This is a genomic window from Ramlibacter sp. (genome assembly GCF_035554825.1).
In the GTDB taxonomy this organism is placed as follows: Bacteria; Pseudomonadota; Gammaproteobacteria; order Burkholderiales; family Burkholderiaceae_C; genus Ramlibacter.
Map to the genome: position 1 here is coordinate 1 of NZ_DATMHS010000152.1, position 23,298 is coordinate 23,298.

General features: G+C 71.7%; 18 protein-coding genes and 1 pseudogene. 13 read left to right on the forward strand and 6 right to left on the reverse strand.

All coding sequences use genetic code 11. The features are described from left to right. From VNT59_RS19050 to meaB, 5 genes are all read left to right on the forward strand, one after another. Positions 1 to 908 (forward strand): AI-2E family transporter (locus VNT59_RS19050; RefSeq protein ID WP_325501047.1); only part of this gene is annotated, 908 nt, incomplete at its 5' end. 61 nt (positions 909 to 969) lie between these two features. Next, a complete protein-coding gene (locus VNT59_RS19055) occupies positions 970 to 1,557 on the forward strand; it encodes a TetR/AcrR family transcriptional regulator (protein ID WP_325501049.1) in 588 nt (195 codons plus the stop codon). Next, positions 1,554 to 1,976, forward strand: coding sequence for a cobalamin B12-binding domain-containing protein (locus VNT59_RS19060; RefSeq protein ID WP_325501051.1), 423 nt, complete (start codon positions 1,554 to 1,556; stop codon positions 1,974 to 1,976). The genes VNT59_RS19055 and VNT59_RS19060 overlap by 4 nt, the downstream gene beginning before the upstream one ends. Before the next feature lie 22 nt (positions 1,977 to 1,998). Next, the gene (locus VNT59_RS19065) at positions 1,999 to 3,678 is read left to right on the forward strand and encodes an acyl-CoA mutase large subunit family protein (RefSeq protein WP_325501053.1); all 1,680 of its coding nucleotides are present in this window, start codon (positions 1,999 to 2,001) and stop codon (positions 3,676 to 3,678) included. Then, positions 3,675 to 4,907, forward strand: coding sequence for a methylmalonyl Co-A mutase-associated GTPase MeaB (gene meaB / locus VNT59_RS19070; RefSeq protein WP_325501055.1), 1,233 nt, complete (start codon positions 3,675 to 3,677; stop codon positions 4,905 to 4,907). The genes VNT59_RS19065 and meaB overlap by 4 nt, the downstream gene beginning before the upstream one ends. A 6-nt stretch (positions 4,908 to 4,913) precedes the next feature. Here meaB and VNT59_RS19075 read toward each other — a convergent pair whose 3' ends face one another. From VNT59_RS19075 to VNT59_RS19095, 5 genes and pseudogenes are all read right to left on the reverse strand, one after another. Continuing rightward, positions 4,914 to 5,405, reverse strand: coding sequence for a thioesterase family protein (locus VNT59_RS19075; RefSeq protein WP_325501057.1), 492 nt, complete (start codon positions 5,403 to 5,405; stop codon positions 4,914 to 4,916). Continuing rightward, positions 5,402 to 7,375: an acetyl/propionyl/methylcrotonyl-CoA carboxylase subunit alpha gene (locus VNT59_RS19080; protein ID WP_325501059.1), complete on the reverse strand. Its 1,974-nt coding sequence runs from the start codon at positions 7,373 to 7,375 to the stop codon at positions 5,402 to 5,404. The genes VNT59_RS19075 and VNT59_RS19080 overlap by 4 nt, the downstream gene beginning before the upstream one ends. 16 nt (positions 7,376 to 7,391) lie before the next feature. Next, positions 7,392 to 8,618, reverse strand: a complete 1,227-nt coding sequence (locus tag VNT59_RS19085) for an acyl-CoA dehydrogenase family protein (RefSeq protein ID WP_325501061.1) — start codon at positions 8,616 to 8,618, stop codon at positions 7,392 to 7,394. 65 nt (positions 8,619 to 8,683) lie between these two features. Continuing rightward, positions 8,684 to 10,257: pseudogene (locus VNT59_RS19090) on the reverse strand (acyl-CoA carboxylase subunit beta). Positions 10,258 to 10,358: 101 nt separating this feature from the next. Next, positions 10,359 to 11,030, reverse strand: coding sequence for a TetR/AcrR family transcriptional regulator (locus tag VNT59_RS19095; protein WP_325501063.1), 672 nt, complete (start codon positions 11,028 to 11,030; stop codon positions 10,359 to 10,361). 213 nt (positions 11,031 to 11,243) lie between these two features. On the opposite strand from VNT59_RS19095, the gene VNT59_RS19100 reads away from it, so the two are divergent. From VNT59_RS19100 to lpdA, 6 genes are all read left to right on the forward strand, one after another. After that, positions 11,244 to 12,680, forward strand: a complete 1,437-nt coding sequence (locus VNT59_RS19100; RefSeq protein ID WP_325501065.1) for an NAD-dependent succinate-semialdehyde dehydrogenase — start codon at positions 11,244 to 11,246, stop codon at positions 12,678 to 12,680. 162 nt (positions 12,681 to 12,842) lie between these two features. Continuing rightward, positions 12,843 to 14,027: a cytochrome-c peroxidase gene (locus VNT59_RS19105; protein ID WP_325501066.1), complete on the forward strand. Its 1,185-nt coding sequence runs from the start codon at positions 12,843 to 12,845 to the stop codon at positions 14,025 to 14,027. Between the two features lie 184 nt (positions 14,028 to 14,211). Then, positions 14,212 to 15,444, forward strand: coding sequence for a 3-methyl-2-oxobutanoate dehydrogenase (2-methylpropanoyl-transferring) subunit alpha (locus VNT59_RS19110; protein WP_325501068.1), 1,233 nt, complete (start codon positions 14,212 to 14,214; stop codon positions 15,442 to 15,444). A 1-nt stretch (position 15,445) separates the two neighbouring features. Further along, positions 15,446 to 16,513, forward strand: coding sequence for an alpha-ketoacid dehydrogenase subunit beta (locus VNT59_RS19115; protein WP_349255942.1), 1,068 nt, complete (start codon positions 15,446 to 15,448; stop codon positions 16,511 to 16,513). 2 nt (positions 16,514 to 16,515) lie between these two features. Next, positions 16,516 to 17,841, forward strand: a complete 1,326-nt coding sequence (locus VNT59_RS19120) for a dihydrolipoamide acetyltransferase family protein (RefSeq protein WP_325501070.1) — start codon at positions 16,516 to 16,518, stop codon at positions 17,839 to 17,841. A 22-nt stretch (positions 17,842 to 17,863) separates the two neighbouring features. Continuing rightward, positions 17,864 to 19,258, forward strand: a complete 1,395-nt coding sequence (gene lpdA / locus VNT59_RS19125) for a dihydrolipoyl dehydrogenase (protein WP_325501072.1) — start codon at positions 17,864 to 17,866, stop codon at positions 19,256 to 19,258. A 412-nt stretch (positions 19,259 to 19,670) separates the two neighbouring features. On the opposite strand, the gene VNT59_RS19130 is transcribed toward lpdA, so the two are convergent. Continuing rightward, positions 19,671 to 20,873, reverse strand: coding sequence for an amidase (locus tag VNT59_RS19130; protein ID WP_325501074.1), 1,203 nt, complete (start codon positions 20,871 to 20,873; stop codon positions 19,671 to 19,673). 112 nt (positions 20,874 to 20,985) lie between these two features. Between VNT59_RS19130 and VNT59_RS19135 the strand changes: the two genes are divergently transcribed. Further along, positions 20,986 to 22,101, forward strand: coding sequence for a DSD1 family PLP-dependent enzyme (locus VNT59_RS19135; protein ID WP_325501076.1), 1,116 nt, complete (start codon positions 20,986 to 20,988; stop codon positions 22,099 to 22,101). 21 nt (positions 22,102 to 22,122) lie between these two features. Beyond that, positions 22,123 to 23,298, forward strand: coding sequence for a DSD1 family PLP-dependent enzyme (locus tag VNT59_RS19140; protein WP_325501078.1), 1,176 nt, complete (start codon positions 22,123 to 22,125; stop codon positions 23,296 to 23,298).

Below are 23,298 nucleotides of genomic sequence, written 5' to 3' on the forward strand. Positions count from 1 at the left end.
CGGCGTTCGGCACGCTGGTGGTCATCGTGGTCAGCGTGCTGCTGCCGGCGGGGCTGCTGGCGGCGGCCGTCACCCAGGAGGCGTCGGCGTTCTTCGAGCGCATCCGCTCCGGCGAGATGCATTTCAGCCAGTACTTCCAGCGCATCGTCGACGCGCTGCCGGCCTGGGCGCGCAGCGTGATGGACCGCTTCGGCTTCGCCGACCTGGGGCTGGTGCAGGGCAAGCTCGTCGAGCTGCTGGGGCGCAGCGGCCACACCATCACCTCCCGGGCGTTCAGCATCGGCCAGAACACCCTGGACTTCGTGCTCAGTTTCTTCGTGATGCTGTACCTGCTGTTCTTCCTGCTGCGCGACGGCCGGCAGCTGTCGCGCGAGGCGGCCCGCGCGCTGCCGCTCGAGCAGGAGCACACCAGACGGCTGCTCAAGCAGCTGGCCACCGTCGTGCGGGCCACCGTCAAGGGCAACGTCGTGGTGGCGCTGGTCCAGGGCACGCTCGGCGGCCTCGCCTTCTGGGTGCTGGGCATCAGCGGCCCGCTGCTGTGGGGCGCGCTGATGGCGCTGCTGTCGCTGCTGCCGGCGGTCGGCGCCGCGATGGTGTGGGGGCCGGTCGCGATCTACCTGCTGTCCACAGGCTCGATCTGGTCGGGGATCGGCCTGACCCTGTGGGGCGTGCTGGTGATCGGGCTGGTCGACAACGTGCTGCGCCCGATCCTGGTCGGCCGCGACACCCGCATGCCCGACTACCTCGTGCTGATCGCGACCCTGGGCGGCCTCACCGTCTTCGGCCTCAACGGCTTCGTCATCGGCCCCGTGATCGCGGCGATGTTCCTGGTCACCTGGGACATCTTTTCGCAGGCCCGCGAGGAACAAGGTTCGGTGACGGCGTCGGGCGAAGGCTCGGCGCGCTGACGGGCCGCCCCCGAGACAAGCAAACAACTGTTTGCTATAGTGGCCGGAACGACAAGGTTCCATGGCCACCATCCGCACGCCCCACGCCGACAGCCGCCTGCCCAAGGTGCTGGACGAGGCGGCCCGGCTGTTCCGCAGCCGCGGCTTCGAGGGCACCTCGGTGCGCGAGATCGCGAAGGCCGTGGGCATGCTGCCCGGCTCCCTGTACTGCCACTTCGACACCAAGGAAGCGCTGCTGGTCGCCGTGTACGTGAAGGGGGTGCAGCAGATCACCGAAGCCGTGCGGGCGGCAGTCGACGGCGTGACCGATCCCTGGGACCGGCTGGAAGCTGCCTGCGTGGCGCACCTCGAAGCGATCCTGCGCGACGACGACTACGCGCAGGTGGTGGTGCGGGTGCGGCCGGCCGACGTGCCGGTGGCGCACCAGAGCCTGATCGAGCTGCGCAACCGGTACGAGGCGCTGTTCACGGCGCTGGTCGCCGAGCTGCCGCTGGGCCGGGGCGCCGACCGCCGCATCTTGCGCCTGATGCTCATCGGCGCCATGAATTCGGCGCAGACCTGGTACCGCCCCGGCGGCCGCTTCAACCCGCGTGCCATCGCGCGCAAGTTCATCGCCCTGCTGCGCCAGGGCCAGGAGGTTCCGGCATGAACGAGTCCATGATTCCGAAGGTGCTGGTCACCAAGATCGGCTTCGACGGGCACGACCGCGGCAGCCGCGTGGTGGCCGCCGGCCTGCGCGACGCCGGCATGGAGGTGATCTACACGCCGCCGTGGCAGGAGATCGCCGCGGTGGTGAAGCTGGCCCTGGAGGAAGACGTTGACGTCATCGGCATCTCGTCGCTGGCGACCGACCACCTGATCGTGCCCAAGCTGATGGCGGCGCTGCGCGCGGCCGGGCTCGGCGACGTGGGCGTCGTCGTCGGCGGCATCGTGCCCGACGGCGAGGAGCAGGCGCTGCTCGAAGCCGGCGTGGCGCGCGTCTTCCATCCGGGCAGCGCGATGGCCGAGATCGCCGCTTTCGTGCGCGAGCTGGCCGCGCAGGTGCGCGCCCGGCGCGTCGCCGCCTGACACCCCGTTCGAGGAGACAACGATGACCAAGCCGATTCGCGGCCAGCTGCTGGCTTCCGCCGACGTCCATGCCGACTGGCAACGCGACTATGCGGCGGCCATCGGCCAGGACCAGGAGGTCGTGAACCGGTCCGGCATCGCCATCAAGCCGCTCTACACCGAGCGCGACTGGGATGCGGGCGCGCGCGCCGCGCAGCTCGGGCTGCCCGGACAGCCGCCCTACACGCGCGGCATCTATCCCACCATGCACCGCGGCCGCACCTGGACCCAGCGCCAGCTGATCGGCCACGGCACGCCGGCCGAATACAACCAGCGGCTGCGCGAAATCCTGGCCCAGGGCGCGACGGCGATCTCGCCCATCCCCTGCAACTCGGTGTTCCGCGGTTACGACATGGACGAGTCGCACATCGAGCTGCTCGGCACCTGCGGCACGGTGATCAACACCTGGCAGCACATGGACGAGGCGCTGGCCGGCGTGGACCTGGCCCGCACCTCCTGCGCGCAGAACGATCCCTCGCCCTTCACCCTGCTCGCGTTCATGCTCGCCGCGGCCAGGCGCCGGGGCACCGACTGGCGCCAGATCAGCGGCACGTCGAACCAGAGCGACTACCTGAGCCACTACGTCGCCAACCACATGTTCTTCCGCATCGCGCTGCCCGGCGCGCGGCGCATCCTGGGCGACCACATCGCCTTTTGCACCGAGCACGTGCCGCGCTGGAATCCGATGTCGGTGGTGGGCCAGCACATGCAGCAGGCCGGCGCCAATCCGGCCGAGGCCGTCGCCTTCACCCTGGCCACCGCGCTGCAGAACGCGCAGGACTGCATCGCCCGCGGGATGGACCCCGACGATTTCCTGCCGCGCTTCACCTTCTTCTTCGACATCTCGATCAGCCTGTTCGAGGAGGTCGCGAAGTTCCGAGCCGCGCGCCGCATCTGGTCCCGCCTCCCCCGGGAGCGGCTGGGCGCCAAGGACCCCCGCTCGTGGCGCTTCAAGTTCCATGGCCAGACCTCCGGCGTCGACCTCACCCGCCAGCAGCCGCTGAACAACATCGCCCGCGTGACGGTGCAGGCCATGGCCGGCATCCTGGGCGGCCTGCAGTCGCTGCACACCGACGCCTGGGACGAGGCCCTGTCGGTGCCGAGCGCCGAGGGCGCCCGCATCGCCGTCGCCACCCAGAACATCCTGCGCGAGGAAGCCCACCTCACCGACGTGATCGATCCGCTGGGCGGCAGCTTCTACGTCGAGAAGCTCACCGACGACATGGAAGCCGAAATCCTGCGCGTCATGAAGATCGTCGACGACGCCGGCGGCATGTACCGGGCGGTCGAGGCCGGACTGGTGCAGCGCATGATCGGCGAGTCGGCCCGCAAGTTCCAGCAGCGCATCGACGATGGCCGGCAGACGGTGGTCGGCGTCAACGCCTACCAGGTCGACGAGGACAGCGACGCCCGCCCGATCAACCCCCGCCCGGACCGCGCGGCGATGCAGGCCTTCGTCGCGTCGTTCCAGGCGTACAAGGCGCAGCGCTCGCAGGACGCCGTGCGGCGTGCCCTCGACGCGCTGGCCCGGGCCGCGGCCGACCCGGCCGACAACGTGTTCGCCCGGGTGGTCGAGGCGGCGGAGGCGGGCTGCACGCACGGCGAGATCTGCGGCACCTTGCGGCGCGAACTGGGCTTCGGCCACGTGCAGGCGATCGTGTGAAGCGCGACGTCGCCGACAGCGCCACCCCCGCCTGGCTGCAGGCGGTCCTGGCGGGCCAGCGCGCCGCCATCGCGCGGCTGCTGAGCCAGCTCGAACGCGGCGAGCGCGCGCCGCGAACGCTCTCGGCCGAACTCGCGCCCCACCTCGGGCGCGCCCACGTGCTGGGCATCACCGGCGCGCCGGGGGCCGGCAAGTCGACCCTGGTGCACGCGCTGCTGGGCGAACTGCTGGCGCGCGGCCAGCGCATCGCGGTCGTCGCCGTCGACCCCTCCAGCCCGATCACCGGCGGCGCCGTGCTGGGCGACCGCGTGCGCATGGGCGAGCACGGCGCGCACCCGGACGTGTTCATCCGCTCGGTCGCCTCGCGCGGCCATCTCGGCGGCCTGGCCGACACGACGGCCGCCATGATCGACGTGCTGGACGCGGCCGGCTTCGACTCGGTGATCGTGGAAACCGTCGGCGCCGGCCAGTCGGAGGTCGAGATCATGCGGGTGGCCGACACCCGGATCGTCGCCTGCCCGCCGGGCCTGGGCGACAACGTGCAGGCGCTCAAGGCCGGCATCCTGGAGATCGCCGACGTGCTGGTGGTGACCAAGGCCGACCTGCCGGGCAGCGAGCCGGCGGCGCGCGACCTGAAGGACATGCTGCACCTGCGGGCCGCCGGGCCGGCGGGCGGCTGGCGGGTGCCGGTCGTCAAGGCGAGCGCGACCTCGGGCGCCGGCATCGCGGAACTGGTCGACTGCGTGCGGGCGCACGCCGCGGCGGCGGGCCGGGGCCGGCGACTGCAGGGCCAGCAGGAGGGCGCGGCCCGTCCGCGGCACGAGGCGCCGGCGGACCGGGTGCGGCGGCTGGCAGCAATCGATCCGCTCGCCCAGTGGCTCGGCATCCGCTGCATCGAGGCCGGGGCCGGCACCGCGACCGTGGAACTGACGCTCGGTCCGGCGCACCTGAACTTCAACGGCACCTGCCATGGCGGCGTGACGTTCGCGCTGGCCGACACGGCCTTCGGCCTCGCGTCCAACTCGCACGGCCGGGTGGCGGCGGGCATCGACGCGCACATCACGTACCAGCTGGCCGCCGTCGCGGGAGAAACGCTGGTGGCCCGCGCCAGCGAGGTGTCGCGCTCGAAGAAGCTCGCGGTCTACCGCGTGGACGTCACCAAGCCGGACGGCTCGCCGGTCTCCAGCTTCACCGGCACCGTGTACGTGACGCAGCTGCCGACGCCGTAGCGGCCCTCAGGAAACGATGTAGGCGGCCGCGCCGGTCGACACCAGCGAACCTTCGGCGTCGCGGAATTCCATGCGCACCGACGCGACGCGCGAGCCCAGGCGCAGCACCTGCGCCGTGAGGTCGAAGTGGCTGCTGATCGCCTGGCGCAGGTAGTCGATGCGCAGGTCGATGGTGCCGAGCCGGCCGAAGCGCTGCAGGCGCTGCTGCGGCGTCTCGTCCAGGTGGCGGGCGCCGATCGCCGCCATCACGGCCAGGCCCGCCAGCGCGTCGAGGCTGGCGCTGATCACGCCGCCGTGCAGGCGCTGGTAGGCGAAATGGCCGATCAGGTCGTGCTTCATCTCGATCCGCCCCGCCACGCCGTCCGGCTGCAGGCGGGTGATCTTGAGCCCCAACACGCGATTGAAGACGATGCGCTCTTCGAAGATGTCTTTCAGCCCGGCGACGAATTCGGGCTCGAATTCGATGGCTTCGGGGCCGGCCGTCCGGGTCCTGGTCATGGTCCCGATTGTCGCGCAGCCCGGTCCTTCATGGCCTCGGCGCCGCCGTGCGCCGCCAGCGAGACCAGCAACTGGCCGGTGCCGGCCTGCTGCCCCGCGCCAACGTGCACCGCGCCGACGATGCCGTCCCGCGGCGCCGCCAGCGCGTGCTCCAGTTTCATCGATTCGAGCACCAGCAAGGTCTCGCCGCGCCTGACCCTCGCGCCGGGCAGCGCCGGCACCGCGATCACCCTGCCGTTGAACGGCGCCCGCAGCTCGTGGCCGGCGGCGTCCCCGGCCGCGGCCGGCGGCTCGAAGGAGGCGTCCTGCAGCAGCAGGTCGACGGCGCCGAGCTGGACGTGCCAGCGACCAGCCGCGAGCAAGACGCGGGCCGCGCGCGGTGGCGGCGCCGTCCGGCGCTCGCCGTCGCCCTGCACTTCGAGCTGGCCGCCGGCCAGCTCGCGCACCCGCAGCTCCAGCCGTTCGCCGCGATGCAGCACCCGCAGCGGCCGCGGGAACGGGCACGGCAGGCCGCTCGCGGTCGGCCCGTACAGGGCCGCGAGCGTCGCATCGGCGATCAGCGCGCGCTCCTCCTGCAGCAGTTGCGACCGCAGCGCCTCGCCATGCTGCTCGAGGAAGGGCACCAGCGCCGCACCGGCCCGGAACCGAGGGTGGCGCAGGCAGGCCGCGAGCAGGCGGCGGTTCGTCGGCAGCCCGAGCAGCTGCATCCGATCCAGCGCCGCGGCCAGGGCCTCGATCGCCGCGTCGCGCGTGGCGGCGTGGACCACCAGCTTGCCGAGCAGGGAGTCGTAGTGTTCCGACACCCGCTGGCCGACCGCCAGCGCGTGGTCGAAACGCACGCCCTCGGGGGCGCTGAACTGGCGCACCACGCCGGTCTGCGGCACGAAGCGCTCGTCTTCCGCACACAGCCGCGCCTCGATGGCGTGCCCTTGCAGCCGCACCTGGTCCTGCGTCAGCGGCAGGGGCTCCCCCTGCGCCACGCGCAACTGCCAGGCCACCAGGTCCAGCCCCGTGATCGCCTCGGTGACCGGATGCTCGACCTGCAGCCGGGTGTTCACCTCCATGAGGAAGAACGCCGCCTCGTTCGCGGCCGGCCCGCCTGCGTCAGCCGGGCGCAGCCCGGCGGGCTCGCCTTCGGCCAGCAGGAACTCCACCGTCCCGGCCCCGACGTAGCCCGCCGCCCGCGCCAGTTCGACCGCGCAGCGTCCCATGCGCTCACGCAGGGCGGCGGTCAATGCCGGACTCGGCGCCTCCTCGAGCAGCTTCTGGTGGCGCCGCTGCACCGAGCAATCGCGCTCGCCGAGGTGGATGCAATGACCGTGCGCGTCGGCGAAGACCTGCACTTCGACATGCCGCGGCGCCGGCAGCGCGCGTTCGAGCAGCAGCTCGCCCGAGCCGAAGGCCGCCTGTGCTTCGGAGCGGGCGCCGACGACGGCGGCCCGCAGTTCGCCGGGACCGCGCACGAGGCGCATGCCGCGGCCGCCGCCGCCGGCGGCCGCTTTCACCATCAGCGGATACCCGATGCGCTCGGCCTCGGCGGCGAAGCGCTCGTCCGACTGCTCCTGCCCTTCGTACCCAGGCAGCGTCGGCACCCCGAGCGACTGCGCCAGCCGCCGCGCCGAGCGCTTGTTGCCAAGCAGGCGAATCGCCGCGGGCGGCGGCCCGACCCATCGCAGCCCGGCGTCGACCACCGCCTGGGCGAACCGCTCGTCCTCGCTGAGGAAGCCATAGCCGGGATGAACCGCGTCGGCGCCGCTCGACCGGGCGGCGCCGACGATCCGCTCGATGCACAGATACGAGCCGGCAGCCGCCGCCCCGCCCAGGCCGATCGCCTGGTCGGCTTCGCGCACGTGCGGCGCGTCGCGGTCGGGGTCGGCGTACACGGCGACGGTTTGCAGGCCCAGGCGGCGCGCGGTGCGCATGATCCGAACGGCGATCTCGCCGCGATTGGCGACCAGGAGCCGCTGCATGGCGCCCACGTCGCCCTCACCCCGGCCCCGGCCGCATGGGCGCCGCAGCCGCAGCCGGCCGCTTGGCGACGCCCATGATCCTGGCCAGGATGCCCAGCATCACCTCGTCGGCGCCGCCGCCGATCGAGGCCAGCCGGCCGTCGCGGTACAGGCGCGAGACCTTGTTCTCCCAGGTGTAGCCCATGCCGCCCCAGAACTGCAGGCAGGCATCGGGCACGAGGCGGTTGAGCCGCCCTGCCTTGAGCTTGGCCATCGAGGCGAGTTCCAGCACGTCCTGGCCCTGCACGTACTGCTCGCAGGCGCGGTAGGTGAGCGCCCGCAGGCTCTCGACTTCGGTCTTGAGTTCGGCCAGCTTGAACTGCACCCACTGCTGGTCGGCGAGCGCCGCGCCGAACAGCCTGCGTTGCTGCGCCCATTCGATGGTCCACTGGATGCAGTTGGTGAGGCCCTGCACGCAGCTGGCGGCCGCCCACAGGCGCTCCTCCTGGAACTGCTGCATCTGGTAGATGAAACCGGCACCCTCGGCCCCGATGCGGTAGCGCTGCGGCACCCGGACCCGGTCGAAGTGGATCAGGCCGGTGTCCGATGAGTTCATGCCGATCTTGCGGATCTTGCCGGCGACCTCGATGCCCCTGGTGAGCTTGCCGTTCGGTCCCTCGCGCATCGGCACGATGACGAGCGACTTGTTCTTGTGCGGGTTGCCGCCCGCGCCGCCCGCCCCGTCACCGGTGTTGACCAGCATGCACATCCAGTCGGCCTGCAGGCTGTTGGTGATCCACATCTTCTGGCCGGTGATCAGGTAGTCGTCGCCGTCCTTGACCGCCTTCGACCGGATGCCGGCCACGTCGCTGCCCGCGCCCGGCTCGCTCACGCCGATGCAGGCGACCATGTCGCCGGCGATCGCGGGCGCCAGGAACTGGCGGCGCAACTCGTCGCTGCCGAAGCGCGCCAGTGCCGGGGTGGCCATGTCGGTCTGCACGCCGATCGCCATCGGGACGCCGCCGCATTCGACATGCCCCAGCGTCTCGGCCATGGCCAGCGCGTACGAGTAGTCCAGCCCGGCGCCGCCGTAGGCCTCGGGCTTGGTCAGCCCCAGCAGCCCCAGCGCACCGAGCCGCTTGAACACCTGGTGCGCCGGGAACATCTCCGCGGCCTCCCATTCGTCGACATGGGGATTGATCTCCTCGTCGATGAAGCGCTTGAGGGTCCGCTGGACTTCGAGGTGCTCGTGGGTGAATTGCATGTCCTGTCTCCTGGCCGCCGGAAAGAGATCGCTGCGGACATCCGCCTGTCCGTGCTCCGTTCGGTTCACATCCGCGCCACCCCGAACTGCATCGGGCGCGGGGCGCGCGCGGCTGCCTCGGCGATGGTGTCCAGGCAGAACGCCAGCACGGCGCGGGTGTCGCGGGGGTCGATCACGCCGTCGTCGAGCAGCAGGCCGGAGGTATGGAACGCATCCGGTGCGCCTCGAACATCGCCACGATCTGGTCGTACTGCGCCTGCAGCCGGGCCGCGTCCGGCGCGATGCCCTTGCGCGCCAGGCCGGCCTCGGCCACGATCTGCATCGTCCGCGCCGCCTGCTCGCCGCCCATCACCGCGGTTTTCGCGCTCGGCCAGCTGAACAGGAAGCGCGGCGCGTACGCCCGGCCGCACATGCCGTAGTTGCCGGCGCCGAACGACGCGCCGCACTGGATCGTGATCTGCGGCACCGACGCATTGGTCACCGCCTGGATCATCTTGCTGCCGTGCTTGATCATGCCGGCCTGCTCGCTGTCGCGCCCCACCATGTAGCCGGTGGTGTTCTGCAGGTAGACGATCGGCTGCCCCAGCTGGCACAGCCACTGGATGAAGTGCGTGGCCTTGTTGGCGCCCGCCACGTCGATCGGACCGTTGTTGCTGATGAACCCGACCGCGTGGCCCTCGATCACGCCCTGCGCGCACACCGTCGCCGCGCCGTAGGCCGGCTTGAACTCCAGCAGCGCCCCGCCGTCCACCAGCCGCGCGACGATCTCGCGCATGTCCACCGGCTCGCGCAAATTGGCCGGCATGAGCCCGAGGAGCTCCTGCGCGTCGAAGGCCGGCGCCGCGGCGGCGTCGGTCGCCGCGGGACGGCGGTCGGGGTCGGCCCCCCGGGCCCCGGACGACAGCGTCGCGATCACCTGCCGCGCCAGGCCGAGCGCGTGCCGGTCGTCCTCGGCCAGGTACTCACCCAGTCCCGAAATCGACGTGTGCATTTCCGCGCCGCCCAGTTCCTCCTCGGTCGCGACTTCGCCGGTGGCCGCCCGCAGCAGCGGCGGCCCGGCCAGGAACGCGCGCGAGCGGCCCCGCACCATGATCACGATGTCGCTCAGGCCCGGCATGTAGGCGCCGCCGGCCGTGCCCGAGCCATGCTGCACCGTGACCACCGGGATCCCGGCGGCCGACAGGCGCGCCAGGTTGCGGAACAGCGCGCCGCCGCGCACGAAGCCGTCGACCTGGTAGCGCATGAGGTTGGCGCCGGCGCTCTCCACCAGATGGATGTAGGGCAGCCTGTTTTCCAGGGCCAGCTCCTGCGCCCGCAGGATCTTGTCCAGGCCCATGGGCTGGATCGCCCCGGCGTCGATGCCCGAGTCGCTCGCCACCACCATGCAGCGCACCCCGCTCACGAAGCCGATGCCGGCGATCATGCCGCCGCCCGGGACCGACGCCGCCGCGTCGGGCGTGTCGCGCAGGTACCCGGCCAGCGAACACAGCGGCAGCCATGGCCGGCCGGCATCGAGCAGCAGGGCCACCCGTTCCCTGGGCAGCAGTTGCCCGCGCCTGGCGAAGACGGCGCTCGATCTGGCCGACGCGGCCGCGGCCCGCTGCTCCAGGCCGCGCAGTTGCCCGATGCGATCGAGCATCGCGCCGGCCCGCTGCCGCGCCACCTCGCCTTGGGCGTTCCAGCGCGACTGGTAGCCCGGCACCGCGCCCGCCCCGGCCGCGCCCTGGACCACCGGCGCCGTCACGGCGCGCCGTTTCGCGTCGCGGGCGGCACGGCGATGAACAGCGCGACCGCGGCTTCGGTCAGGTCGTCGAGGTGGGCCGCCTGGCGCCGGTCGAACCATTGCACCGACCAGTTGAGCGCACCGAAGATCAGGAGCCGGGCCAGCTTGAGGTCGCCGCGCAGCAGCCCGGCGCGCGCCAGGGCCTGCAGCACGGGCAGCCACGGCGCTTCGTACTCGCCTTGCAGCTCGGCCAGCGCCATGCGCTGGCGCGCCGAGACCGAGCGCCACTCGTACAGCATGACCGGCACGAAGTCGCTGCCGGGCCCGAGGAGGATCTGGAAGTGGCTGCGAACCAGCGCGCGCAGGCGCTCCACCGGATCGGCCACGGGGGCGGCGGCTTCGAGCGCCTGCCGCTGCCGCCCGATGGCCGAGCGCATGCCCTCCTGCATCACCGCGTACAGCAGCGCGCCCTTGGTCTTGAAGTGGTAGAACGGCGAGCCGCTGCGCATGCCGACGGCGGCGGCGATGTCGCGCGTGCTGGTGGCATCGAAGCCCTTGCGCCGGAACAGACGCGCCGCCGAGCGCAGCAGCTCGGAGCGGCGATTGCCGTCGTCGCGTTCGGCAAGCGTCTTGCGCGGCCGCCCGCGCGGCCGTTTGGCCGGGGCGGCGACGGCGGATGACGCGTCCATGGCCGGCCACCATACCAGCGCCGCTTATTTTCAGCAAGCAGCTGCTTGGTGAAAACCAGCCGCCCGGCGGGCGCCGGCGGCGGACGGTGGCGGGCTCGGACGGCGGGCCGCCCCCGCCCGGCGCGGGCGCGGACTTAACCCTGCGTGCGGGCCGCCGCAGCCGATGGCCCAGAATAGCGGGTTCGCCCCGACCAACTCGCGAGGACAACGCGCATGACCTACCCCAATACCCAACTGTTCATCGACGGCCAATGGCAGGATGCGGCCAACGGCCGCACGCTGGGCGTGTTCAATCCGGCCACCGGCAAGGAAATCGGCCGCTGCGCGCACGCCGGCATCCCCGACCTCGACCGCGCGCTGGCCGCGGCACAGAAGGGCTTCGAGACCTGGCGCAACACGCCCGCGTTCGAGCGCAGCAAGATCATGCGCAAGGCCGCCGGCCTGATGCGCGAGCGCGCCGCCGACATCGCCGGCGTGCTGACCCAGGAACAGGGCAAGCCGCTGGTGGAAGCCAAGCTGGAGGCGCTGGCCTCCGGCGACATCATCGAATGGTTCGCGGAAGAGGGCTTTCGCGTCTATGGCCGCATCGTCCCGTCGCGCAGCCTGAGCGTGCGTCAGCTCGTGGTGAAGGATCCGGTCGGCCCGGTCGCCGCCTTCACGCCCTGGAACTTCCCGATCAACCAGGCCGTGCGCAAGATCTCGGCGGCGCTGGCCACCGGCTGTTCGATCATCGTCAAGGCGCCGGAGGAAACGCCGGCCGCCGCGGCCGCCTTGGTGCGCGCCTTTGCCGACGCCGGCGTGCCGGCCGGCGTGATCGGCCTGGTGTACGGCACCCCGGCCGAGATCTCCAACTACCTGATCCCGCACCCGGTCATCCGCAAGATGACCTTCACGGGCTCCACGCCGGTGGGCAAGCAGCTGGCCGCGTTGGCAGGCCAGCACATGAAGCGGGTGACCATGGAACTGGGCGGCCACGCCCCGGTGATCGTGGCCGAGGACGCGGACATCGAGCTGGCGGTGAAGACCGCCGGCGGCGCGAAATTCCGCAACGCCGGCCAGGTCTGCATCTCGCCGACCCGCTTCCTGGTGCACGAGAGCATCCGCGACGATTTCGCCGCCGCGCTGGTCAAGCATGCCAAGGCCCTGAAGGTCGGCGACGGCATGAGCGAAGGCACGCAGATGGGGCCGCTGGCCAACCCGCGCCGCCTCACCGCCATGGCCGAGTTCACCAAGGACGCGATGGAGAAAGGCGCGACGGTCGCCGCCGGCGGCGAGCGCATCGGCGAGACCGGCAACTTCTGGTCGCCCACGGTGCTGCTGGACGTGCCGCTGGAAGCGAGGATCTTCAATGACGAGCCGTTCGGCCCGGTGGCGGCGATCCGCAGCTTCAAGACCATCGACGAAGCGATCGCCGAAGCCAACCGCCTGCCGTACGGCCTGGCGGGCTACGCGTACACCCGCTCGCTCAAGCATGCGCACGCGCTGACCCAGAAGCTCGAAGTCGGGATGCTGTGGATCAACCAGCCGGCGGCGCCCTGGCCCGAGATGCCGTTCGGCGGCGTCAAGGATTCGGGCTACGGCTCGGAAGGCGGCCCCGAGGCGCTGGAGGCGTATCTCAACACCCGCGCGGTGTCGATCAACAACGTCTGACGGATGGCGCGCCGCGCGCGGCGCGGCCAGGCAACAGGGCGCAGGACCGGGCAGGTCCTGCGCCCTTTTTCTTGCCGGAGCCCGGCTGCGCGTGCGCTTTTTGTTGCGAACGATTCGCATTTAGAATAAGCTGACCATCTCAGCATTTCACAAGAAAACCCCATGCGTACGCGGTTCGCCTTCCACATCTCGCGGCTCCTGCTGCTCGCGGCCTCCGCCGGTCTGGTTCTTGCCGGCTGCGGCGGCAGCGGCCAGGGCGAACCCCCGCTCAGCCCGGTGGCCGCGCTCGGCAAGAAGGCCTTCCACGACCCCACTCTTTCGGCATCCGGCCAGGTGTCCTGCGCCAGCTGCCACGCGCCCGAGGCCGGCCACGCGGCGCCGAACGCCCGCGCGGTGCAGCCGGGCGGCGCCGCCATGGACCGGGAAGGCCTGCGGTCCTCGCCATCGCTGCGCTATCTGGCGGGCAACGGCAGCTTCCACTTTGATGCGGACGACACGCCCACCGGCGGCTTCTTCTGGGACGGGCGGGCTGCGTCGCTGGCCGAGCAGGCCGGCGCCCCGCTGCTCAATCCGCTGGAGATGGCCAACGCCGACAAGGCAGCCGTCGTGGCCAGCATGACGCGCGCCGCGTGGGCCGGCGAGTTCAAGGCGGTGTACGGCCAGGACATCCTGGACCAGGTGGACCTTGCGTTCGACAAGCTGACGCAGTCGCTGCAGCAGTTCCAGCTGGAGGACGCCGCCTTCCATGCCTACTCGAGCAAGTACGACGCCGTCCTCGAGCGCCGGGCCGTGCTGACGCAGCAGGAGGCGCGCGGCCTGGCGCTGTTCAACGACCCGGACAAGGGCAACTGCGCCGGCTGCCATCCGTCGGACAAGGCAGCCGACGGCAGCCACCCGCTCTTCACCGACTTCACCTACGACAACCTCGGCGTGCCGCGCAACGGCGAGCTGCGCGCCAACGCCGACCCGTCGTACTTCGACCTCGGACTGTGCGGCCGGGCGGACCTGGCGGATCGCACCGACCTGTGCGGCGCCTTCAAGGTGCCGTCGCTGCGCAACGTCGCGCTGCGCCAGTCCTATTTCCACAACGGCCGCTTCAAGACGCTGAAGGACGCGCTGACGTTCTACGTGCAGCGCGACACCCACCCCGAGAAGTGGTATCCGCGCGCCGGCGACGGCACGGTCATGAAGTTCGACGACCTGCCGGCTCCATGGCACGGCAATGTCAACACGGCCGAAGCGCCGTACGATCGCCGCCCGGGCGACGCCCCCGCGCTGAGCGACGCGGAAATCGACGACGTCATCGCTTTTCTGCGGACGCTGACCGATGGCTGGCGCGGCGACTGAGGCCGGCGCGCGCCGCCCTGCCCGCGCCGGCAGCCGCGTGCAGAGGGCACGCGCGGCCTGCGGCTGAGCGAGCACTAACGCGGGCATTTCACCTACACTCGATGCGCTCGGGCCACCGCGGCTACCCGCCGCCGCGGCCCACCTTCTACAACAGGCGCCGACACAATTGGCGCGGAGCGGATCGATGAGCCAGCAAGCACTGCGTCTGCACGTGCCGGAGCCCTCTGGGCGGCCCGGTTGCACCACGGACTTCTCCTATCTCCACGTCTCGCCGGCCGGCGCCGTCCGCAAGCCGCCGATCGACACGTCCCATTTCGACACCAACGACCTCGCCTACAGCCTGGTGCGGGTGCTCGACGAGGACGGCAGGGCCGTGGGCCCGTGGGTCCCCGCGATCGAGCCGGCGCGCTTGCGCAAGGGCCTGCGCGCGATGATGAAGACGCGCATCTTCGACGCCCGCATGCTGATCGCCCAGCGCCAGAAGAAGCTCTCGTTCTACATGCAGAGCCTGGGCGAGGAGGCGATCGGCACGGCGCATTCGTTCGCGCTGCAGCCGGGCGACATGTGCTTCCCGACCTACCGCCAGCAAAGCCTGCTGCTGTCGCGCGACGACATCCCGATGGTCGAGATGATCTGCCAGCTCATGAGCAACGAACGCGATCCGCTCAAGGGCCGCCAGCTGCCGGTGATGTACTCGTACAAACGGGCCGGCTTCTTCTCGATTTCCGGCAACCTGGCGACGCAGTTCCCGCAGGCCGTGGGCTGGGCGATGGCCTCGGCGATCAAGGGCGACACCAAGATCGCGTCGGGCTGGATCGGCGACGGCGCCACGGCCGAAGCCGACTTCCACACCGCGCTCACCTTCGCGCACGTCTACCGTGCGCCGGTGATCCTCAACGTCGTCAACAACCAGTGGGCGATCTCCAGCTTCCAGGCAATCGCCGGCGGCGAGTCGACGACGTTCGCGGCGCGCGGCGTCGGCTGCGGCATCGCCTCGCTGCGCGTCGACGGCAACGACTTCCTGGCGGTGTACGCGGCATCGCAGTGGGCCGCCGAGCGGGCCCGCGGCAACTTCGGCCCGACGCTGATCGAGTGGGTGACGTATCGCGGCGGTCCGCACTCGACCTCGGACGACCCGTCCAAGTACCGCCCCGCCGACGACTGGAAGCGCTTCCCGCTCGGCGACCCGATCGCCCGGCTCAAGCAGCACCTGATCGGCCTGGGCGAATGGTCGGACGCGCAGCACGACCAGGCGCAGGCCGAACTCGAAGCCGAAGTGTTGGCGGCGCAGAAGGAGGCGGAAAGCCACGGCACGCTGCTGGACGGCCACATTCCGAGCGCGGCCGCGATGTTCGACGACGTCTACCGCGACATGCCCGAACACCTGCGGGTCCAACGCCAGCAACTGGGAGTCTGAGATGCTCACGCAAACCAAGAACGCGGACCTGGCGGTGGCCGAGGCGCCGGCCACGACCACGTCGATGACGATGATCCAGGCGCTGCGCTCGGCGATGGACGTGATGATGGAGCGCGACCCGAACGTCGTCGTGTACGGCCAGGACGTCGGCTACTTCGGCGGCGTGTTCCGGGTCACCGAAGGCCTGCAGGCCAAGTACGGCAGCTCGCGCTGCTTCGACGCGCCGATCTCCGAAGGCGGCATCGTCGGCACCGCCGTGGGCATGGGCGCCTACGGCCTGCGGCCGGTCGTCGAGATCCAGTTCGCCGACTACTTCTACCCCGCGTCCGACCAGATCGTCTCTGAAGCCGCGCGGCTGCGCTACCGCTCGGCCGGCGATTTCACGGCGCCGATCACCATCCGCATGCCTTGCGGCGGCGGCATCTACGGCGGCCAGACGCACAGCCAGAGCCCCGAGGCGCTGTTCACGCACGTGTGCGGCCTGCGCACCGTGATGCCGAGCAATCCCTACGATGCCAAGGGCCTGCTGATCGCTTCGATCGAAAACGACGATCCGGTGATCTTCCTGGAGCCCAAGCGCCTGTACAACGGGCCTTTCGACGGGCACCACGACCGGCCGGTCGTGCCGTGGTCGCAGCACGCGCTGGGCAACGTGCCGGACGGCTACTACACGGTGCCGCTGGAATCGGCTTCGGTGTTCCGGCCCGGCAAGGACCTCACGGTGCTCACTTACGGCACCATGGTGTGGGTGTCGGAATGCGCGGCGCGCGAGACCGGCATCGACGCCGAGATCATCGACCTGCGCTCGATCTGGCCGCTGGACCTGCAGACCATCGTCGACTCGGTCAGGAAGACCGGCCGCTGCGTCGTCGTCCACGAAGCCACGCGCACCAGCGGCTTCGGCGCGGAACTGGTGTCGCTGGTGCAGGAGCACTGCTTCTATCACCTGGAAGCGCCGGTGGAACGGGTCGCCGGTTGGGACACGCCCTATCCGCACGCGCAGGAATGGGCCTACTTCCCGGGGCCGGCCCGCGTCGGCGCGGCCCTCAAGCGCACGATGGAGGGCTGAAGATGTCGAACTACGTCATCAAGATGCCGGACATCGGCGAAGGCATTGCCCAGGTGGAGCTGGTCGCGTGGCATGTGCAGCCGGGCGACACGGTGACCGAGGACCAGGTGCTGGCGGACGTCATGACCGACAAGGCGACGGTGGAGATTCCGTCGCCGGTGGCCGGCACCGTCACGTCGCTGGGCGGCGAGGTCGGGCAGCAGATGCCGGTCGGCTCGGAGCTGATCCGGCTGGAGGTCGAGGGCGCCGGCAACGTCCAGCGCGATGCACCCGCGGCGCGGCCGGCCGCGCCGCCGACCACGGCTGCCGCGCCCGCCGCGGCGCCGGCGCGCCCGTCCGTGAGCCAGCCGGCGCGCGAAACGCAGCCGTCGATCGAACGCGAGCCGGCGCCCGTGGCGGCGCCGCAGCGCGAGCGCCGCCTGCCGCCGGAAGCGACCCGCGCCCCGGGCGACAAGCCGATCGCATCCCCGGCCGTGCGCCGCCGGGCCTGGGAGCTGGGGATCGAGCTGCAGTACGTGCACGGCAGCGGACCGGCCGGCCGCATTCGCCAGGACGACCTGGACGTCTATCTCGCCGCGCGCGGCCAGCCGGCGACGACGCGCGCCAGCACCGCGTACGCGCAGCGCGACGAGGAGGAAGCGGTGCCGGTGATCGGGCTGCGCCGCAAGATCGCGCAGAAGATGCAGGAGGCCAAGCGCCGCATCCCGCACTTCACGTACGTCGAGGAATGCGACGTCACCGAACTCGAGACGCTGCGCGCCAAGCTGAACGAACGGCACGCCGGCCAGCGGCCCAAGCTGACGCTGCTGCCGTTCATCGCCCGCGCGCTGGTGCTGGCGGTGCGCGACTTCCCGCAGATGAACGCCCGCTACGACGACGAGGCCGGGGTGGTGACCCGCTTCGGCGCCGTCCACCTGGGCATCGCGACCCAGACCGAACCGGGGCTGATGGTGCCGGTGCTGCAGCACGCCGAGACGCTCGACCTGTGGTCCTGCGCGACCGAGCTCACCCGGGTCGCCGATGCGGCCCGCAGCGGCAAGGCTTCGCGCGAGCAGCTGGCCGGCTCGACCATCACCATCACCAGCCTCGGCCCGCTCGGCGGCATCGTGACCACCCCGGTGATCAACCATCCCGAGGTGGCGATCGTCGGCATCAACCGGATCGTGCCGCGGCCGGTGATCCGCGACGGCGCGGTGGTGGCGCGGCAGATGATGAACCTGTCGTGTTCGTTCGACCACCGCGTGGTCGACGGCATGCACGCCGCCCAGTTCGTGCAGGCGATCCGTGCCCTGCTCGAAACCCCCGCGATGCTGTTCGTGGAACCGTGACCAACCGGAAGCCCCCTCCTCGATGAAATCCCAGTCCACCACCCTGCTGGTGATCGGCGGTGGTCCCGGCGGCTACGTGGCCGCCATCCGCGCCGGCCAGCTCGGCATCCCCACCGTGCTGGTCGAGGGCGCCGCCCTCGGCGGCACCTGCCTGAACATCGGCTGCATCCCGTCCAAGGCGCTGATCCACGCCGCCGGCGAATTCGAGCAGGCGCGGCATTTCGGCAACGGCTCGCCCCTGGGCATCAAGGCCGCGCCGCCGCAGATCGACCTGGCGCAGACGGTGCGCTGGAAGGACGGCATCGTCTCGCGCCTGACCGGCGGCGTCGGTTCGCTGCTGAAGAAGGCGGGCGTGCAGGTGATCCAGGGCTGGGCCGGCATCGAGGACGGCAAGACCGTCACCGTGCAGACCGCCGCCGGCGACTCGCAGCGCTGGCGCTGCGAGCACCTGCTGCTGGCGACCGGCTCGCTGCCGACCGAGCTGCCGTTCATGCCCTTCGGCGGCTCCGTCATCTCGTCCACCGAGGCGCTCTCGCCCGGGGCCCTGCCCAAGCGGCTGGTCGTGGTCGGGGCCGGCTACATCGGGCTGGAGCTGGGCATCGCCTACCGCAAGCTCGGCGCCGAAGTGGCGGTGGTCGAGGCCACGCCGCGCGTGCTGCCGGCCTACGACGAGGAGCTGACGCGGCCGGTGCTCGCCGCGATCAAGCGCCTGGGCGTGGTGCTGCACCTGGGTTGCACCGTGGAAGGCCTCGCGCCCAGCGGCGCCGTGCGCGTGCGCACGGCCAGCGCCGACGAATTCGCGCTGCCGGCGGACCAAGTGCTGGTCGCCGTCGGCCGGGTGCCGCGCACCCAGGGCTTCGGCCTGGAGACGCTGCGCCTGGACATGGCGGGACGCGCGGTGCGCGTCGACGACCAGTGCCGCACCTCGATGCGCAACGTGTGGGCGATCGGCGACGTCACCGGCGAGCCGATGCTGGCGCATCGCGCGATGGCGCAGGGCGAGCTGGTGGCCGAGGTGATCGCCGGCCACAAGCGGCGCTTCGCGCCGGCGGCGATGCCCGCGATCTGCTTCACCGACCCCGAAGTCGTGACCGTGGGCCTGTCGCCCGACGCCGCCGAGCGGGCCGGCCAGGAATGCATCGTGTCCGCGTTCCCGTTCGCCGCCAACGGCCGCGCCATGACGCTGGAGTCGAGCGACGGCTTCGTGCGCGTGGTCGCGCGCCGCGACAACCACCTGATCCTGGGCTGGCAGGCGGTCGGCCGCTCGGTGTCGGAACTGTGCTCCGGTTTCTCGCAGTCGATCGAGCTGGGCGCGACGCTGGAAGACATCGCCGGCACCATCCACGCGCATCCCACGCTCGGCGAGGCCGTGCAGGAAGCCGCGCTGCGGGCGCTGGGGCACGCGGTGCACATCTGAGGCTTGCTCCCCCTTTCGGTTCCGCGCGAGGGACACGAACGCGCCTCGCCTGCGGCAGGCGGCGCCCGGCGTGGCCTCATACCGTGACGGTCGGCGCGTGCTGCGCAGGCGCCGACTTCGCAGCAAGTCTCTTCAGGCTGCGGCCGCGGCGGAACTCGCTGCGCGCCCCGAAGGGCGCTCCGCTCAATCAACCGCCGCGAGTCAGTTCACGGGGCGGGCCGTGAAATGAATTTCCCGGCCCGCTGCCGCAGCCTGAAGAGCCTTGCTGCCGTCACAGAAATCGGCCCCGCCGGGCACCGCCTGCCGCAGCACCATCGGCTCGGCACTCAACCAGTCATCCGACGCCCTGCCTCGTGCCGTATCTTGCTCCCTCTCCCGCCTGCGGGAGAGGGTTGGGGGTGAGGGTGCCGCCTCACCCGGCATGCAACGCCTCCTCCAGCATCGCTCCCGCCGCGAGGCACAGCGCGTCCTGCCCGAACGGTGCGACCAGTTGCAGTCCCATGGGTCGCCCATTCACGCCCGCCGCGCCCGGCACCCCCACGCAGGGGTTGCCCAGCAGCGTCCAGGCGCGGTTGAAAGTCGACACGCCGGTGCTGGCGTAGCCTTCCGGCGGCTCGTCGGGCGCGCTGGGCGTGAGCAGCACGTCGATGCCGTCGAACCATTGGCGTGCCGCGGCCTGCGCGCGCGCGGCCTTGGCCTGCGCGAGCGCGTACTCGGCATCGGTGATCTTCAGGTACCCGGCCAGCGTGTCGCGCAGCAGCGCGGAGAACCGGTCGCCGGCGGTTGCCATTTCGTGGCCGAGCGAGCGCACGGCTTCCCAACCCTGGATCGTGTCGTGGATCGCGAAGGCGTCCGCCGCCCACGCCGGCAGCGCGCAGGACACGACGCGTGCGCCGGCGGCGCGCAAGGCGGCGGCGCCGCGCTCCATCGCCTGGCGGGCGCTGGGCGTGAGCTCGCCCCAGGGGTACGAGTCGGGGACGCCGACCACCCATTGCCCGGGCGCGCGGGCCGGCAGGTCGCCGATGCGCATGCCGGAGGTGGCCCGCGCAAAGGCTGCGACCTCGCCCACCGTCCGCGCGAACAGGCCCACGGTGTCCAGCGACCACGAGAAGCACTTCATGCCGGCGGTCGGCAGCAGGGCGAAGGTCGGCTTGAAGCCGACGATGCCGCAGTACGAGGCCGGGCGGATCGTTGAGCCGCCGGTCTGCGAGCCGACGGCCAGCGGCACCATGCCGGCGGCCACGGCGGCGGCCGAGCCAGCCGATGAACCGCCGGGCGTGCAGCCGGGCGCGGCCGGGTTGCGGGTGGGCGCCGGCTGCAGGAAGGCGAACTCGGTGGTCTCGGACTTGCCGATCACGAGCCCGCCGGCGCGGCGGATGATGCCGACGATCGCGGCGTCGCTGGCCGGCTGGTGGCCGGCGTAGATCGGCGAGCCGTAGCCGGTGGGCAGGTCCGCGGTGTCGAAGATGTCCTTGACGGCGACCCACTGGCCCGCCAGCGGCCCGCTGCCGCCGGCGCGCGCCAGGGCGGCGTCATCGATCAGGGACGCGAAGGCGCGCAGTTCGGCGTCGGCGGCGCGGATGGCGGCAAGCGTGACGGGCTGGTTGCTGGGCACGGAATGGCTCCTGGTCTGGGGTGCGGCTGCCATTGTCGGGGATGGGACGGCGCGGTGGTGGCATCATGCGGGCCATGCCATCCGCCCGGCCGGGCGCCACGAGTACCGATCCATGAGCCCCTGGAAAGCCGCCGTTCCCGGCGCACCCCTCGCCAGCGTCGACACCCCAGCCCTGGTGCTGGACCTCGATGCCTTCGAACGCAACCTGCAGCGCATGGCCGCGGCCGTCGCCGGCAGCGGCGTCCGCCTGCGCCCGCACGCCAAGAGCCACAAATGCCCCGAGATCGCGCGCCGGCAGGTGGCGCTCGGCGCCGTCGGCGTGTGCTGCCAGAAGGTGAGCGAGGCCGCGGTGTTCGTCGAAGCCGGCATCGCGGACGTGCTGGTCACCAACCAGGTGGTCGGCGCGGCCAAGGTGCGGCACCTGATGGAGCTGGCGCGGCGCGCCCGGCTCGGCGTGCTGGTGGACCATCCGTTGCAGGTGCAGGCCCTGGCCGAAGCGGCCCAGGCGCAGCAGGTGCGGCTGGACGTGTATGTGGAAGTCAACGTCGGCGCCAACCGCTGCGGCGTCGCGCCGGGGGAAGCGGCGGCGCAGCTGGCGCGCCAGATCGCCGCCAACCCGCCGCTGCGGTTCGCCGGGCTGCAGTGCTACCACGGCCCGGCGCAGCACCTGCGCACGCGCGAGGCGCGCGCCGACGCGATTGCCGGCGCCTGCGCGGCGGTGCGTGACAGCGTGCGCGCGATCGAAGCCGGCGGGCTGAAGGTGGAGCGGGTGACCGGCGCCGGCACCGGCAGCTTCGTGCACGAACTCGCCAGCGGCGTCTTCGACGAGCTGCAGGCCGGCTCGTACGTGTTCATGGACCGCGACTACGGCGACAACCAGCTCGGCGCCGGCGACATCGCCTTCGAACATGCCCTGTTCCTGCGGGCCACCGTGATGAGCCGGCCGACGCCGGAACGCGCCGTCGTCGACGCCGGCCTGAAGGCCTCCAGCGTCGACTCCGGCATGCCCACGGTGTGGCAGCGGCCGGAGCTGCGCTACCTGAAGGCGGCCGACGAGCATGGCGTGATCGCGACGGCGGCGGCGGCCGACCTGGCCCTGGGCGACGCCGTGCTGCTGGTGCCCGGGCACTGCGATCCCACGGTCAACCTCTACGACGAGCTGATCTGCTTTCGCGGCGACACCGTGGAGGCGGTCTGGCCGATCGCGGCGCGCGGCGCCTTGCTGTAACTTTCCTTGCCCTCTTTTCCGATGCCACACGACAACCTCCCGATCGACGACGCACCCCAGGCCGGCACCGCCCTGGCGCAGCTGGAAACGCCGGCGCTGCTGCTGGACGAGGCGCGCATGCAGCGCAACATCGAGCGCATGCGCTCGCGCCTGCAGGCGCTGGGCGTGGCCTTCCGCCCGCACGTGAAGACCAACAAGTCGATCGACGTCACCCGCCGCCTGCTGCCGGGCGGCACCGGTCCGATCACCGTCTCGACGCTGCTCGAAGCGGACTATTTCGCCGGCCACGGCTTCACCGACATCCTGTACGCGGTGTGCATCGCGCCCAACAAGCTCGCCCACGTGGCGGCGCTGCAGGACCGCAGCGTGCGGCTGTCGCTGATCCTCGACAGCGTGGAAACCGCGCGCCTGCTGGCCGACGAACGACAGCGCAGCGGGCGCGCGTTCGAGGTGCTGATCGAGATCGATTCCGACGGCCACCGCTCGGGCGTGAAGCCCGACGGCCCCGAACTGCTGGAGATCGCGCGCTTCCTGGAAGCCGCCGGCATCCCGGTCAAGGGCGTGATGACGCATGCCGGCAGTTCGTACGACAGTCCCACGGTCGAAGCCATCCGCGCGATGGCGGAGCAGGAGCGCGCCGCCACGGTGCTCGCCGCGCAGCGCCTGCGCGCGGCCGGCAGCGCCTGTCCGGTGGTCAGCGTCGGCTCGACGCCGACGGCGCTGTTCGCCGAGCGCCTGGATGGCGTGACCGAGGTGCGGGCCGGCGTGTTCGTCTTCTTCGACCTGTTCATGGCCGGCATCGACGTGTGCCGCGTCGACGACATCGCGGTCTCGGTGCTGGCCACCGTGATCGGCCATCGGCCGGATAAAGGCTGGACGCTGGTGGACGCCGGCTGGATGGCGATGTCGCGCGACCGCGGCACGGCCGGCCAGCGGGTGGACCAGGGCTACGGCGTGGTCTGCGACCTGCAATGCCGGCCGATCGAAGACCTGATCCTGGTCGGCGCGAACCAGGAGCACGGCATCATCGGCCACCGCTCGGGCCGGCCCGACAACGCGCCGCACCTGCCGGTGGGCACCCAGGTCCGCATCCTGCCCAACCACGCCTGCGCGACCGCCGCCGCCTACCGGCACTACCAGGTGCTGGGTCCGGACGGCGCGCTGCTGGCCAGCTGGCCGCGGTTCAGCGGATGGTGA

Excerpts from the sequence above, each read along its gene's own strand:
- VNT59_RS19055 (WP_325501049.1), top strand. The coding sequence starts at position 970 with ATGGCCACCATCCGCACGCCCCACGCCGACAGCCGCCTGCCCAAGGTG.
- VNT59_RS19060 (WP_325501051.1), top strand. The coding sequence starts at position 1,554 with ATGAACGAGTCCATGATTCCGAAGGTGCTGGTCACCAAGATCGGCTTC.
- VNT59_RS19065 (WP_325501053.1), top strand. The coding sequence starts at position 1,999 with ATGACCAAGCCGATTCGCGGCCAGCTGCTGGCTTCCGCCGACGTCCAT.
- VNT59_RS19075 (WP_325501057.1), bottom strand. The coding sequence starts at position 5,405 with ATGACCAGGACCCGGACGGCCGGCCCCGAAGCCATCGAATTCGAGCCC.
- VNT59_RS19080 (WP_325501059.1), bottom strand. The coding sequence starts at position 7,375 with ATGCAGCGGCTCCTGGTCGCCAATCGCGGCGAGATCGCCGTTCGGATC.
- VNT59_RS19085 (WP_325501061.1), bottom strand. The coding sequence starts at position 8,618 with ATGCAATTCACCCACGAGCACCTCGAAGTCCAGCGGACCCTCAAGCGC.
- VNT59_RS19095 (WP_325501063.1), bottom strand. The coding sequence starts at position 11,030 with ATGGACGCGTCATCCGCCGTCGCCGCCCCGGCCAAACGGCCGCGCGGG.
- VNT59_RS19100 (WP_325501065.1), top strand. The coding sequence starts at position 11,244 with ATGACCTACCCCAATACCCAACTGTTCATCGACGGCCAATGGCAGGAT.
- VNT59_RS19105 (WP_325501066.1), top strand. The coding sequence starts at position 12,843 with ATGCGTACGCGGTTCGCCTTCCACATCTCGCGGCTCCTGCTGCTCGCG.
- VNT59_RS19110 (WP_325501068.1), top strand. The coding sequence starts at position 14,212 with ATGAGCCAGCAAGCACTGCGTCTGCACGTGCCGGAGCCCTCTGGGCGG.
- VNT59_RS19115 (WP_349255942.1), top strand. The coding sequence starts at position 15,446 with ATGCTCACGCAAACCAAGAACGCGGACCTGGCGGTGGCCGAGGCGCCG.
- VNT59_RS19120 (WP_325501070.1), top strand. The coding sequence starts at position 16,516 with ATGTCGAACTACGTCATCAAGATGCCGGACATCGGCGAAGGCATTGCC.
- lpdA (WP_325501072.1), top strand. The coding sequence starts at position 17,864 with ATGAAATCCCAGTCCACCACCCTGCTGGTGATCGGCGGTGGTCCCGGC.
- VNT59_RS19135 (WP_325501076.1), top strand. The coding sequence starts at position 20,986 with ATGAGCCCCTGGAAAGCCGCCGTTCCCGGCGCACCCCTCGCCAGCGTC.
- VNT59_RS19140 (WP_325501078.1), top strand. The coding sequence starts at position 22,123 with ATGCCACACGACAACCTCCCGATCGACGACGCACCCCAGGCCGGCACC.